At 63.0% G+C, this 13230-nt stretch carries 13 protein-coding genes; 9 read left to right on the forward strand and 4 right to left on the reverse strand.

Annotated elements, in window-relative coordinates; translation table 11 throughout:
- A partial coding sequence (locus tag AC1DOP_RS25515; protein ID WP_477254070.1) for a nucleoside-diphosphate sugar epimerase/dehydratase occupies positions 1-1004 on the reverse strand: 1004 nt, incomplete at its 3' end.
- Positions 1005-1619: 615 nt separating this feature from the next.
- Here AC1DOP_RS25515 and glpD point away from each other — a divergent pair.
- Entirely contained in the window at positions 1620-3194 is a 1575-nt protein-coding gene (glpD, locus tag AC1DOP_RS25520) for a glycerol-3-phosphate dehydrogenase (protein ID WP_442124303.1), read from the forward strand.
- Here the strand turns inward: glpD and AC1DOP_RS25525 are convergent, their stop codons facing one another.
- Together AC1DOP_RS25525 and xseA are read right to left on the reverse strand one after the other, a co-directional pair.
- On the reverse strand, positions 3195-3773 hold the full coding sequence (locus AC1DOP_RS25525) for a superoxide dismutase (protein ID WP_442124304.1): 579 nt from the start codon (positions 3771-3773) through the stop codon (positions 3195-3197).
- A gap of 81 nt (positions 3774-3854) precedes the next feature.
- Positions 3855-5216, reverse strand: a complete 1362-nt coding sequence (gene xseA / locus AC1DOP_RS25530) for an exodeoxyribonuclease VII large subunit (RefSeq protein ID WP_442124305.1) — start codon at positions 5214-5216, stop codon at positions 3855-3857.
- A 737-nt stretch (positions 5217-5953) separates the two neighbouring features.
- Between xseA and AC1DOP_RS25535 the strand changes: the two genes are divergently transcribed.
- The 8 genes from AC1DOP_RS25535 to AC1DOP_RS25570 all read left to right on the forward strand — a co-directional run bounded on the left by AC1DOP_RS25535 (position 5954) and on the right by AC1DOP_RS25570 (position 12716).
- Positions 5954-6418, forward strand: coding sequence for a hypothetical protein (locus AC1DOP_RS25535; RefSeq protein ID WP_442124306.1), 465 nt, complete (start codon positions 5954-5956; stop codon positions 6416-6418).
- Positions 6419-6466: 48 nt separating this feature from the next.
- Positions 6467-7072 (forward strand): MotA/TolQ/ExbB proton channel family protein, encoded by a 606-nt coding sequence (locus tag AC1DOP_RS25540; RefSeq protein ID WP_442124307.1) that lies wholly within the window; start codon positions 6467-6469, stop codon positions 7070-7072.
- Entirely contained in the window at positions 7072-7524 is a 453-nt protein-coding gene (locus AC1DOP_RS25545) for an ExbD/TolR family protein (protein WP_442124349.1), read from the forward strand. Before AC1DOP_RS25540 ends, AC1DOP_RS25545 begins: the two co-directional genes overlap by 1 nt.
- Before the next feature lie 74 nt (positions 7525-7598).
- The gene (gene lpxK / locus AC1DOP_RS25550) at positions 7599-8642 is read left to right on the forward strand and encodes a tetraacyldisaccharide 4'-kinase (protein WP_442124308.1); all 1044 of its coding nucleotides are present in this window, start codon (positions 7599-7601) and stop codon (positions 8640-8642) included.
- On the forward strand, positions 8623-8796 hold the full coding sequence (locus tag AC1DOP_RS25555) for a Trm112 family protein (protein ID WP_442124309.1): 174 nt from the start codon (positions 8623-8625) through the stop codon (positions 8794-8796). The genes lpxK and AC1DOP_RS25555 overlap by 20 nt, the downstream gene beginning before the upstream one ends.
- Before the next feature lie 8 nt (positions 8797-8804).
- The gene (gene kdsB, locus AC1DOP_RS25560) at positions 8805-9557 is read left to right on the forward strand and encodes a 3-deoxy-manno-octulosonate cytidylyltransferase (protein WP_442124310.1); all 753 of its coding nucleotides are present in this window, start codon (positions 8805-8807) and stop codon (positions 9555-9557) included.
- Positions 9558-9737: 180 nt separating this feature from the next.
- The gene (gene adk, locus AC1DOP_RS25565) at positions 9738-10394 is read left to right on the forward strand and encodes an adenylate kinase (protein WP_442124311.1); all 657 of its coding nucleotides are present in this window, start codon (positions 9738-9740) and stop codon (positions 10392-10394) included.
- Positions 10395-10541: 147 nt separating this feature from the next.
- Positions 10542-12716, forward strand: coding sequence for a sodium-translocating pyrophosphatase (locus AC1DOP_RS25570; RefSeq protein WP_442124312.1), 2175 nt, complete (start codon positions 10542-10544; stop codon positions 12714-12716).
- Here the strand turns inward: AC1DOP_RS25570 and AC1DOP_RS25575 are convergent.
- Positions 12640-13164, reverse strand: a complete 525-nt coding sequence (locus AC1DOP_RS25575; protein ID WP_442124313.1) for a DsbA family protein — start codon at positions 13162-13164, stop codon at positions 12640-12642. The genes AC1DOP_RS25570 and AC1DOP_RS25575 overlap by 77 nt on opposite strands.
- Between the last annotated feature and the right edge of the window lie 66 nt (positions 13165-13230).

Genomic DNA, 13230 nt, shown 5'->3' on the forward strand with positions numbered 1-13230 from the left:
AGGTCGGCATTGCATACCGAGCCGAGGTGGGCTTCGATGGGGATGTCGGGAAAGCGGGTGGCCAGCTCCTGGCGGATCGTGTAGAGCGCGAACTCGGAGTGGTCGAGCAGGTGCAGGCGGCTCGGCGCGACGGTCACGATCTGGCGGCATAGCTCGCTGCCGATGGAGCCGCCGGCGCCGGTCACGAGCACGGACTTGCCGCGCACGCAGCGGGCGAACAGGTCGATGCGCGGCGGCACCGGCGGCCGGCCGAGCAGGTCTTCGAACTTCAGTTCGCGGATGGCTTTGTGCGAGCTGACCCTGTCGTCCGCCAGGTCGACCAGGCGGCTCAGGATCTTGGTGCTGACGCCAGTCTGGGCCATGCGCTGCATGATGTCGCGCAGGCGCTCCTGAGACACCGACGGAATCGCGATGACGATCGAGCGGATGTGCATGGTGTTGACGACTTCCGCCAGGCGCTCGGTATTAAAGACGCGTAAGCCGCCGATCTTACGTTCGTTCAGTGCGTGCTTGTCATCGAAGAAGCAGACCGGACGGTATTCCTCGCTGGTGCGCATGGTGGTAGCCAATTTGGCTCCGGCTTCGCCGGCACCATAGATTGCCACCAACTCGGGATCTGACCCCGTATGTGCATGTTGATGACGCAGGAGATTCCGTACGCCGACGCGGGAGGCAATAACATAGGAAAACACGATGAACCAGTAAATGGCCAGGGTACTACGTGGAAAGCTTTCCTCGTGAATAAAAGCCATAACAATATAGACACAGAGGATAGCGATGGCCAGTGATATCCCTGTGATGCCAAGCAGGCGATGTTCAATAAAGCGGATGACGGCGCGATAAAGATCTGACACGGAAAACGTGGCAATTGTAATTGCAGCAATCAATGCATAGGAGCCCGGGCCGAAACTGAAGAGAAGCTTCTGGTCGCCACCCTGCAGTAACAGGGCAATGAGAAAGCAGACTGGCAGTGCGATCAGGTCTGCCATGATCATCAAAGCCATTTTCTTTGTCCGATGCAATGAAACCAACTTTGAACACAAGTGCTTGATTCCAATATGATTGTTGGCGCTATTTAATCTTGGCATGATGACGGATCTTATGTTGGGTTCAGAATTGCTCTATAAATTTAATTAAGTAAATTTTTTTTATGAAATTAAATTTATTCCAAGAAAAAATATCTTTAGAGCTAATGCGTGAAATCTATTTCTCTATTTGTTGATTATTTGCGCAGGTAGCGTTTTCGCGATTTGATCAGGCTCAAGGCTGCAGAAGAATATCTGTCTTAGTGATGAGTGACCGAATGGAATGAAAATTTACGGAAGAGGAAGGAAAACTTGGGTGTCGACAGCTTTGGATATATGATCGACAAGATGTCGGGATATCGCGCTGTCCTCACGCGCCAGGATGTGGCCTCTGAAGCTGGAGCTACATAATTTATTTCGGCAGGCCAAGAAATTAATCTTGATATGCATGACTAGATCGTTGTTCGGCGGTGACGGGTTTAGTGCGAAGATTTACTCAACGATATAAACTCTATTTGTCGTTTTCTTGCACAGCTTTTGCCATACGTAAAATGGCATCCAGAATTTCCATATCCTGCAAAACGAGAATGGAACATGAGCGAACGTTCACGATGCATCGATTGCGACGTGCTGGTGGTGGGCGGCGGCATCAATGGTGCCGGCATCGCGCGCGATGCCAGCGGGCGTGGGCTGCGGGTAGTACTGTGCGAAAAGGATGACCTGGCCCAGCACACCTCGTCGGCGTCGAGCAAGCTGATCCATGGTGGTTTGCGCTATCTGGAGCAATATCAATTCGGCCTGGTGCGCAAGGCGCTGGCTGAGCGCGAGGTCTTGCTGAAGAGCGGTCCGCACATCATGCGTCCGCTGCGATTCCTTATGCCGCATGCTGCTGGCGGCGGTGGGGCCGGCCAGCGTCCGGCCTGGCTGGTCCGCGCTGGCCTGTTCCTCTATGACCACCTTGCGCATCGTGATTTTCTGCCAGGTTCGGAAATGATTGCCCTGCACGAGCACTCGGCCGGGGCGCCATTGCAGCCGCGCTACACGCATGCCTTCGCTTATTCCGATGCCTGGGTCGATGATGCCCGGCTGGTCGTGCTGGCTGCCGTCGATGCAAGCGAGCGCGGCGCCACCGTCCTCACGCGCACTCGCTGTACCGCCCTGGTGCGCGAGCCGCAGCGCTGGGTGGCCACGCTACTGGGAAAGGACATCGAGATCCGTGTCAAGGCACGCTGCCTGGTCAACGCCGCCGGTCCCTGGGCCGCGAGCTTCCTTGGCCTGGCCGGCACGGGCGCGCGCCCGCGCCCGCTACGCCTGATCAAGGGCAGCCATATCGTGCTGCCGCGCCTGTTCGAGCACGACAGCGCCTACATTCTGCAGCAGCCGGATGGCCGCATCGTGTTCGCCATTCCCTACGAAGGCCAGTTCACCCTGGTCGGTACCACCGACGCCGACTACCGGGGCGACCTCGACCGTGTGGCCGTCGAGGCTGCGGAGATCGATTACCTGTGCGCAGCCATCAACCGGGTTTTTGCGCAGCCGATCGCACCGAAGGACGTGGTATGGAGCTATGCCGGTGTCAGGCCGCTGATCGGGGAGGAGGGCGGTAGCAGAGCAATGAGCGCGCAGAGCGCCAGCCGCGACTACAGGCTGGAGACCTGCCTGGACGGCGCACCCCTGCTGTCCGTTTTCGGCGGCAAGGTCACAACCTTCCGCAAGCTGGCCGAGCAGGCGGTGGACTGGATCGCGCCTGCGCTGGGCCGCCATGTGCCGGGCTGGACCGACAAAGCCTGCCTGCCGGGCGGCGACCTGTTCGGGCGCCAGCCCAGTGCCCGCGCAGTGCGGGAGGCCAAGGCATGGATTCAAGCGCGCCAGCAGCAGTATGCCGGCTTGCCGCGAACGCTGGTAGCCCGCTATGCGAGCGCCTACGGTACCAGGTTGAGCGCCATGCTCGGCCATTGCCGCAGCCGCGCGGATCTGGGAGAAGAAATCGTGCCAGGTCTATTCGAAGTCGAGGCGGACTGGCTGGTCAGGCAGGAATGGGCGCAGACGGCGGAAGATATTCTGTGGCGCCGCACCAAGCTCGGTTTGCACATGCAAGCGCAAATGCATGTAGCCGGCGTGCGGCGCCTGGAGGCTTGGCTGGGCGCCAAGCCTGAGCGGCTGAGGTGATTACGCGAAGTTCTTGTTCACGAAGTCCCAGTTGACGATGTTCCACCACGACTCGACGAACTTCGGACGGGCGTTGCGGTAGTCGATGTAGTAGGCGTGCTCCCAGACGTCGACGGTCAGCAGGGCCTTGTTCTCGGTGGTCAGCGGGGTGCCGGCGTTCGAGGTGTTGACGATGTCGACGGTGCCGTCCGGCTTCTTGACCAGCCAGGTCCAGCCCGAACCGAAGTTACCCACGGCCGATTTCTGGAACTCTTCCTTGAACTTGTCGAAGGAACCCCACTTGGCGTTGATCGCGTCGGCGACCGGACCGGTCGGGGCGCCGCCGGCGTTCGGGGCCATGCAGTTCCAGAAGAAGGTGTGGTTCCACACCTGGGCGGAATTGTTGAACACGCCGCCCTGCGATTTCTTGATGATTTCTTCCAGGGACAGGTTTTCGAACTCGGTGCCCTTGATCAGGTTGTTCAGGTTGGTCACGTAGGCCTGGTGGTGCTTGCCATAGTGGAATTCCAGGGTTTCAGCCGACATGGTCGGCTGGAGGGCATCCTTGGCGTACGGCAGCGGCGGCAGAGTATGTTCCATGTCTTATTCCTTGATTGGTTGGAAACGGGTCGTTCTTCCGAAACGGTCGCTATTCTAAACCGGATGCGAAAAGGTTGCAGATTACTCTAGCAGATCTTGCACGCTTGCCACGCCGACCTCGGCGCTGCCCTCGGCCAGGCGCACCATGATGGTGTCGCGCGGCTTGATCTGGCCAGGCGAATGCAGCACCTTGCCCTTGGCATTGCGGACGATCGCATAGCCGCGCTCGAGCGTGCGCTGCGGGTTCAGCAGCTCCAGCTGGGCGGACAGCGCGGCCAGCGCTTCGCGGCGCTGGCGCAGCTGGCCCGTCATGCCGGACACCAGCTGGCGCCGCTCCGACGCCAGCAGGGTACGCAGCGAGCGCAGGTCCGGCAGGTGGCGGGCCCAGCGCTGCTGCAGCTGGGCCAGCAGCACGCCATTCCGGTTGATGGGCGCGCGCACCGCATGCGTCAGACCGCTGGCCATGCCCAGGAGTGTCAGGCGCTGGTTGGCGATGCGGTCGGAGGGGCTGATCATCCGGCTGCTGAGCTTGTCCAGGCCCTGGTTGGCCTCGGACAGGATGCGGTCCATGGCGCGGCGCAGGTCGTCCGCATCCGCTTCCAGCGAGCTCATCCACTCGTCGCGCGCGGTGGCGGCCAGCTCGGCGGCGGCGGTCGGCGTCGCCGCGCGCAGGTCGGCGGCAAAGTCGGCGATGGTGAAGTCGGTCTCGTGGCCCACGCCCGAGATCACCGGCATCGCGGCGGCGTTGATGGCGCGCGCCACCACTTCCTCGTTGAAGCTCCAGAGATCCTCGATCGAACCGCCGCCGCGGCAGACCAGCAGCACGTCGACTTCCCGCCGGCGGGAAGCGGTGGCGATGGCCTCGGCGATCTTCTCGGCCGCGCCCTGGCCCTGCACGGGGGCGGGGTAGAGCACCACCCGCACATGCGGGGCGCGGCGCCGCAGCGCGGTGAGAACGTCGCGCAGGGCCGCTGCCTGGGGACTGGTGACGATGCCGATGGCGCGCGTGAACAGCGGCAGCGGACGCTTGCGCTCCTGGTCGAACAGGCCTTCGTTCGACAGCTTGTCCTTCAGGCGCATGAAGGCTTCGTAGAGGGCGCCGACGCCGGCGCGGCGGATCGCCTCCACGTTGATCTGGTAGTCGCCGCGTGCGCCGTACAGGGTGACCAGGGCGCGCACCTCGACCTTGTCGCCTTCGCGCGGCGTGAAGCCGGCGTACTGGGCACGGCCGCGGAACATCACGGCGCGTACCTGGGCGGCGTCATCCTTCAGCGTGAAATACCAGTGTCCGGACGCCGCGCGGGTGAAGTTCGAGATTTCGCCGCCGATCCACACCAGCGGAAACGAGCGTTCCAGCAGGCGCGCGACCTGCTGGTTGAGCGCGGTGACGGTGAGGACGGGCGGGGCGGCGTAGGCCTGATCGGCGTCGGAGGAAGTCAGCATATGGATGAGCTAAATGGAACTGTCCACAAAAATAGGGCGGCCCGATACGGGCGCCATATCTCAGGGTGTACAACAAATTGTTTTTGTAAACAGTTGATTTTTAATGTTTATTTTGGCTGCCTGATTTCGATGCAGAAACAAAATTTCCTTACGGATCAAAGACTTGTCGAGTCCGGCCGGCACTTGGCCACAATCTTATCCACAGAATCTGTGAGGAAGTGGATAAGCGCTTCGGCGATCCCGCTTGCATAAAAATAAGGCATGCATATGTTTTCTTAAGGCAATCAAGTACTTAGGCTGCTGTTCAGGGCCTTGCTCACATCGTTTTCCACAATTTATGTGCACACCCGGGCTATCCGGGCGGCCAGGGCAGGGTGTTGTGCACAAGCCGGCGCCTGCCTAAAAATTCTGCAGAGATAAATTATCCTTTAAATTCAAATACTTTGATATCGATCAAGCGCCTTGCTCACAATCTTTTCCACAAAATTTGTGAAGAATCCTGCCTGCCTGGGGATGTCCACTGTTTCGCTTCGTCGCGTCGGCGGTATCGGACCGATGTCACGGCATTCCGGCCCTGGCATCGTCAGGGATGGGACTATACCAGCACTGGGAAGCCCCCGGTTCTGCCTAAATTTTAGGCTCAACGAGCTATTTCCTTTGAATTCAAACGCTTAGGCTTGATTGAGTGGCCTTGCTCACATCGTTTTCCACAATTTGTGTGCAAAGACCGGGGCGGTGTGGAGAACCCCATCCTGCCCAAAAAACGGGCTCGGCCATTTTTTCCTTATGAATCAAAGGCTTTACGGCGGGTATTTGCTCTTGCGCACAATTTTGTCCACAAAAAATGTGAAGAAACAGACTCGGCTGAAGGGGCGGAATCCGGTCGCCGCCCTGCTAAATTTTTCATCGGGAAAATTTACCTGATTAAAATCAATAACTTACCTTGTGGAAAGGCTATTTCACACAAATTTATCCACAGAAATTGTGGGCAAGTGTCCTTGTCGCAAGAGGACTTTGTTGCGTATTGGAAATCCCTCGATCAGGGTGCCATGTTTTTACGCATGGAAAAATATCCTTTAAGAATCAAAGAACTTGCCTGTCGGTGGCAGGCTTGCGCACACTTTTATCCACAGAAAGTGTGCAGAACTCTACTTGCCGCAAAGCGGGCAACACGTTACATTGCGGAATTCGTTCACGTATAGTTTTTCTATACACATACGCACCGTTTTCCATTCACCCAGGAGTTCCTTTTGCTCGCCATTCTCCAAGCCGCCGGCTGGCCCATCTGGTTGTTGCTGATTGCCTCGATCATCGCACTGGCGCTGATCATCGAACGCCTGATCTACTTGCGCCGCGAAAAAATCCTGCCGCGCCAGCTGCTCGACGAAGTCATTCAGGTTTATCGCAGCGGCAAGGTTACGCCGGACATCATCGACAAGCTGCAGACCAACTCGCCGCTCGGCGCCGTGCTGGCCGCGGCCCTGCGCAACGTCGACGCCCCGCGCGACGTGATGAAGGAGTCGATCGAAGAGGCGGGCAGGGGCGTGGCCCATGTGCTGGAGCGTTTCCTGACCACCCTGGGCACGATCGCCTCGCTGGCGCCGCTGATGGGCCTGTTCGGCACCGTGGTCGGCATGATCGAGATCTTCGGCGCCCAGAATGCGTCCGGTACCAATCCGGCCCAGCTGGCCCACGGCATCTCGGTGGCCCTGTACAACACCGGCTTCGGCCTGGCGATCGCGATGCCGGCCCTGGTGTTCTACCGCCACTTCCGCGCCCTGGTCGACAGCTTCATCATGGATATGGAGCTGAAGGCCGTGAAATTCGTCGACGTCGTCCACGGTGCCCGCAAATGATGGACTTCCGCCGCGGCCGCAAGCGCGAGGATCCGGAGATCAACCTGATCCCGTTCATCGACGTGCTGCTGGTGGTGCTGATCTTCCTGATGGTCACCACCACCTACAGCAAGTTCACCGAGCTGCAGATCACCCTGCCGACCGCCGACGCCGAGAAGGCGATCGACAAGCCCTTCGAGATCAACGTCACCGTCGATGCCAAGGGTAATTACACTGTGAATAACCTGCCGGTGTCCTTCCACGGCGTGGCCGGCCTCGCCGACGACCTCAAGCGCGCGGCAAGCACCGGCGCGGACGGCCAGCCGCTGGCCAATCCGGTCAAGGACCCGGTGATCATCGTGAATGCCGACCAGTTTGCCATGCACCAGATGGTGATCAATGTGCTGGAAGCGGCGCGCATGGCGGGGTATGACAAGCTGACGTTCGCGGCGCAGACGGGCGGGCAGAAGTAAACACGGCGCCAAGCTACCGTCGTCCCCGCTTTCGCGGGAACGACGTTTATGCGGTAACGCGTATCGTTCCTGATATGGCATCCTCCCTCGAATCAACCCTCACCCGCGCCTGGCTGCGGCGCGGCCCGCTGGCCCTGGCGCTGTGGCCGCTGTCCCTGCTGTTCCGCCTGCTGGCGGCCCTGCGCGCGGGCCTGTTCCGCCTTGGCATCCTGCCATCCGAAGGCCTGCCGGTGCCCGTCATCGTGGTCGGCAATATCTTCATCGGCGGTACGGGTAAAACCCCGCTGACCATCTGGCTGGTCGAGCAGCTGCGCGCAGCCGGCCTGAGCCCGGGCGTGATCTCGCGCGGCCATGGCGGCGATGCCGACAGCGGTCCGCGCGAGGTGCTGGCCGGATCAAGCGCGCGCGAAGTCGGCGACGAACCGCTGCTGATCGCCGCCCGCACCGGCTGCCCGGTGGTGGTGGGGCGCCGCCGCGCCGAGGCGGGCCGCCATCTGCTGGCGCGCCATCCCGGGGTCGACGTGCTGGTGACGGACGACGGGCTCCAGCATTACGCGCTGCGGCGCGACGTCGAGCTGGTGCTGTTCGACGGTCGCGGCGTCGGCAACGGCTGGCTACTTCCGGCCGGGCCGCTGCGCGAGCCGCCTTCGCGCCGCCGAGATTTTACGGTGGTCAATACGCCCGAGCTGACGCCGGCGCTGGCGCTGGCGGTGGGCGGCCGGCCTTACCAGATGCGGCTGGCGGGCGATCATGCCGAGCAGCTCTGCGATCCGGCGCGGCGCCTGCCGCTGGCCGAGCTGGCCGGCGTTGCGGCCGGCAAGCGCGTCGTGGCCGCGGCCGGCATCGGCAATCCGGGACGCTTCTTCGCCATGCTGCGGAATGCCGGCCTGGCGCCGCAGGAGCTGCCGCTGCCCGACCACCACGACTTCCTGGACGATCCTTTCCAGGACCTGGGCGCCGGGCTCATCCTGATTACCGAGAAGGATGCAGTAAAATGTCGGCAACTTGAACACCTGAACAACGACCCGCGCCTGTGGGTCGTCCCGGTCACGGCGCAGATCGACCCTGCGCTGGCCGCTCAAATCGTGGAGAAATGTCGTGGACGCCCGACTGCTTGATATCCTGGTCTGCCCTCTGTGCAAAGGCCCGCTCGAATATGACAAGAAAGCGCAGGAGCTGATCTGCCGCCCGGACCGCCTGGCCTATCCGATCCGCGACGGCATCCCGATCATGTGGGCCGACCAGGCCCGCAAGGTCGAACCGGCCGTCTGAATCGCCTCATGAGCTTCATCGTCATCATCCCGGCGCGCCTGGCTTCGACCCGGCTGCCGAACAAGCCGCTGGCCGACCTCGGTGGCAAGCCCATGGTGGTGCGCGTGGCCGAGCGCGCCAAAGCGTCCGGCGCCGCGCGCATCGTGGTCGCCACCGACCACGCCGACATCCTCGCCGCCTGCGCCGCGCATGGCGTCGAAGCCTGCATGACCGAAGCAAGCCATCCGTCGGGCACCGACCGCATCGCCGAAGTGGCGCGCACCCTCGGCCTGCCCGCCGATGCCGTCGTGGTCAACCTGCAGGGCGACGAGCCGCTGATCGACCCGGCCCTGCTGTCCGCCTGCGCGGCCCGCATCGGCGCCGAGGTGCCGATGGCCACCTGCGCCCATCCGCTGCACGACGCGGCGGACGCCTTCAATCCGAACGTGGTCAAGGTCGTGCTGGACAAGCTCGGCCGCGCCCTCTACTTCTCGCGCGCCACCATCCCCTGGCACCGCGACGGTTTCGCCCAGAACCGCGACGCCTTGCCGGGCGGCTACGTGCCGCTGCGCCACATCGGTTTGTATGCTTACAGCAACGCTTTCCTGCAGCAGTATCCGCAACTGGAACCCTCCCCGCTCGAAACGATCGAAGCGCTGGAACAGTTGCGCGTGCTCTGGCATGGCGTGCCGATCGCGGTCCACGTCACCGACAGCGCCCCTGCGGCTGGGGTAGACACCCCGGAAGACCTGGCGCGGGTACGTTCTTACTTCGCATCTTGATCCTGATGGAAACCATGGCGCTAGCGGTCTGCGCCATGTCAAGCAGACCCTGCGATGGCCCTCCGGCAGTGGCGTCGGGGCCTGCTTTTGTGGTAACTTTCGGATCAAGCTAGTCAAATATGCATCAAACTCGGCCATCAGAAATGATGACCGTCTTCAACACCTTTTAGGAAATCCTTCATGCGTCTCATTCTGTTAGGAGCCCCCGGCGCCGGTAAAGGCACTCAGGCGAATTACATTAAAGAAAAATACAATATTCCCCAGATCTCCACCGGCGACATGCTGCGTGCAGCCATCAAGGCCGGCACCGAGCTGGGCCTGGCGGCGAAGAAGGTGATGGACGCGGGCCAGCTGGTGTCGGACGACATCATCATCGGCCTGGTGAAGGAGCGCCTGAAGGAGGCGGACTGCGCCAACGGTTACCTGTTCGACGGCTTCCCGCGCACCATCGCGCAGGCGGACGCGATGAAGGAAAGCGGCGTGAACATCGACTACGTGCTGGAAATCGACGTGCCGGACGAGATGATCGTCGAGCGCATGACCGGCCGCCGCACCCACCAGCCTTCGGGCCGCGTGTACCACGTCAAGTTCAATCCGCCGAAGGTGGAAGGCCTGGACGACGTCACCGGCGAGCCGCTGGTCCAGCGTGACGACGACCAGGAAGAAACCGTCAAGAAGCGTCTGGCCGTCTACCACAACCAGACCGAAGTCCTGCTCGGCTACTACAACAAGTGGGCGCAGTCGGGCCTGCCGGGTGCGCCCAAGTACCGCAAGATCTCGGGCGTGGGCCCGGTCGAGCAGGTGCGCGAGGCCGCCTTCGCCGCACTGGCTGAATAATCGCTTATCCGGGCGCGCCCGCAGAACGCGGCCGCCCGTTGGCTCCGGATGACGTCGTGCCATCCGTCCAGGTTTTTGGATCAAAGTTCGCATTACTCGCGTAAGTAATAGTAGTACTTGATCGAAGGACAATGGGGGAGGGACGATATGGCATCCACACAGCTGGGCTTCGCCGTCGCATGCGGCGTCATCGCGGTACTTTACGGGCTGTGGTCGCGCAGCTGGGTCCTGCAACAGGATCCCGGCAACGGCCGCATGCAGGAAATCTCGCTGGCCATCCAGCAGGGCGCGTCGGCCTACCTGGCGCGCCAGTACCGCACCATCGCCATCGTCGGCGTGATCCTGCTGGTGCTCATCTTCTTTCTTCTCGGCGGTCTGACCGCGGCCGGTTTCCTGGCCGGCGCCGTGCTTTCCGGCGCCTGCGGCTTCATCGGCATGAACGTCTCGGTGCGCGCCAACGTCCGCACCGCCCAGGCCGCCTCACTCGGACTGGACCAGGCCCTGCACGTGGCCTTCCGCGGCGGCGCCATCACCGGCATGCTGGTGGTCGGCCTCGGCTTGCTCGGGGTCTCGCTGTTCTACTGGCTCCTGGTGGCGCGCGCCGACCCGGCGCTGTCTCTGCATGACACCATCCAGCCCCTGGTCGGGCTGGCCTTCGGCGCCTCGCTGATCTCGATCTTCGCGCGCCTGGGCGGCGGCATCTTCACCAAGGGCGCCGACGTCGGCGCCGACCTCGTCGGCAAGGTCGAGGCCGGCATTCCCGAGGACGATCCGCGCAATCCCGCCGTCATCGCCGACAACGTGGGCGACAACGTCGGCGACTGCGCCGGCATGGCGGCCGACCTGTTCGAGACCTATGTCGTGACGCTGGTGGCGACCATGCTGCTCGGCGCCCTCATGGTGCCGACGATGGGCGGGACGGCGGTGATCTACCCGATGCTGCTGGGCGCGGTGTCGATCATCTCCTCGATCATCGGCTGCTCGCTGGTCAAGAACCGGCCCGGGCACAAGATCATGTCGGCCCTGTACACGGGGCTATGGTGGTCGGCCGGGCTGTCGCTGATCGGCTTTGCCGTGGTCACCTGGCTGGTGTGGCCGGACGACGCCATGCGCTGGCGCATGCTGGGCTGCGCCCTGGTCGGCATCCTGCTGACCGGTTCGATGGTCTACATCACCGAGTACTACACCGGCACCGAGTTCCGCCCGGTGCGCCACATCGCCGAAGCCTCCACCACCGGCCACGGCACCAACATCATCGCCGGCCTGGGCGTCTCGATGAAGGCGACCGCCTATCCGGTGCTGGCGGTCTGCGCCGCGATCCTGCTGGCCTTTGCGATGGCGGGGCTGTACGGCATCGCCATCGCCGCCACCGCCATGCTGTCGATGGCCGGCATCATCGTCGCCCTGGACGCCTACGGGCCGATCACCGACAACGCCGGCGGCATCGCCGAGATGAGCGGCCTGCCGGACAGCGTGCGCGCCGTCACCGATCCGCTCGATGCCGTCGGCAACACCACCAAGGCCGTCACCAAGGGCTATGCGATCGGCTCGGCCGGGCTGGCGGCGCTGGTGCTGTTCGCCGACTACACGCATGCGCTGGAGGCGGGCGGCACCCGCATCAGCTTCGAGCTGTCGAATCCGATGGTGATCGTCGGCCTCTTCATCGGCGGCCTGGTGCCCTACCTGTTCGGGGCGCTGGCGATGGAGGCGGTGGGGCGGGCCGCCGGCGCCGTCGTGGTCGAGGTCAGGCGCCAGTTCCGCGAGATCGTCGGCATCATGGCCGGTACCGGCAAGCCGGAATACGACAAGGCCGTCGACATGCTGACCGCCTCGGCGATCCGCGAGATGGTCCTGCCCTCCCTGCTGCCGGTGGTGGTGCCGGTGGCGGTCGGCATGCTGCTGGGTCCGATCGCCCTGGGCGGCATGCTGATGGGGACCATTGTCACCGGCCTGTTCGTGGCGATCTCGATGACCACCGGCGGCGGCGCCTGGGACAACGCCAAGAAGTACATCGAGGACAATCACTTCGGCGGCAAGGGTTCCGATGCCCACAAGGCGGCCGTCACCGGCGACACGGTCGGCGACCCCTACAAGGACACGGCCGGGCCGGCGGTGAACCCGCTGATCAAGATCATCAACATCGTCGCGCTGCTGCTGGTGCCGCTGCTGCCGGCGGGCGGCGGCTGGCTGGCGGTGACGGAGCCCGGCCTGATGCACCCGGCGGCCGCCGTGGCCGAACGCGCCGTCAGCGTCCCAGCGCCTCTTCCAGGGCCCGTCGCAGCGAATCGCGATCCGAATCACCGCGATAGCGCACGCCGTTAATGAAGAAGGTCGGCGTGCCGGTGGCGCCGTCATGGTGGGCCCGCGCGAGATCCTGCTGGACGCGCGGGCGATGGCGGCGCTCCAGCACTTCGATGCGGAAGCGCTCGATGTCGAGGTCCAGGCTTTCGGCCAGCACGGCCAGGTCCTGCTTGTCCATGACCGTGCGCTGCTGTTCGAACAGCAGGTCGTGCATGTCCCAGAACTTGCCCTGGCTGCCGGCGGCCTCGGCCGCTTCCGCCGCGAGTTCGGCCAGCGGGTGGAAGCCGGCCAGCGGCAGGTGGCGGTACACCAGGCGGATGCTGCCGACCTCGTCCGTCAGGGCGGTCAGGCCGGCATGTGCCCGCGCGCAGTAGGGGCACTGGAAATCGCCATATTCGATCAAGGTCAGCGCGGCATCCTGCGGGCCGCGCACGTGTTCGTCCGTGCCGATGTCGTCTACTCGGTTCATCGATCCTCCTGTGCTTGCGATGGCGGCATCATGGCATGCGCTCAGGATCGCCGCCGTGAGTTTCGG

It is taken from the genome of Massilia sp. 01N410 (assembly GCF_056399665.1).

Coding starts and splice junctions, on each gene's coding strand:
- glpD (WP_442124303.1), top strand. CDS start 1,620: ATGAGCGAACGTTCACGATGCATCGATTGCGACGTGCTGGTGGTGGGC.
- AC1DOP_RS25525 (WP_442124304.1), bottom strand. CDS start 3,773: ATGGAACATACTCTGCCGCCGCTGCCGTACGCCAAGGATGCCCTCCAG.
- xseA (WP_442124305.1), bottom strand. CDS start 5,216: ATGCTGACTTCCTCCGACGCCGATCAGGCCTACGCCGCCCCGCCCGTC.
- AC1DOP_RS25545 (WP_442124349.1), top strand. CDS start 7,072: ATGGACTTCCGCCGCGGCCGCAAGCGCGAGGATCCGGAGATCAACCTG.
- lpxK (WP_442124308.1), top strand. CDS start 7,599: ATGGCATCCTCCCTCGAATCAACCCTCACCCGCGCCTGGCTGCGGCGC.
- kdsB (WP_442124310.1), top strand. CDS start 8,805: ATGAGCTTCATCGTCATCATCCCGGCGCGCCTGGCTTCGACCCGGCTG.
- adk (WP_442124311.1), top strand. CDS start 9,738: ATGCGTCTCATTCTGTTAGGAGCCCCCGGCGCCGGTAAAGGCACTCAG.
- AC1DOP_RS25570 (WP_442124312.1), top strand. CDS start 10,542: ATGGCATCCACACAGCTGGGCTTCGCCGTCGCATGCGGCGTCATCGCG.
- AC1DOP_RS25575 (WP_442124313.1), bottom strand. CDS start 13,164: ATGAACCGAGTAGACGACATCGGCACGGACGAACACGTGCGCGGCCCG.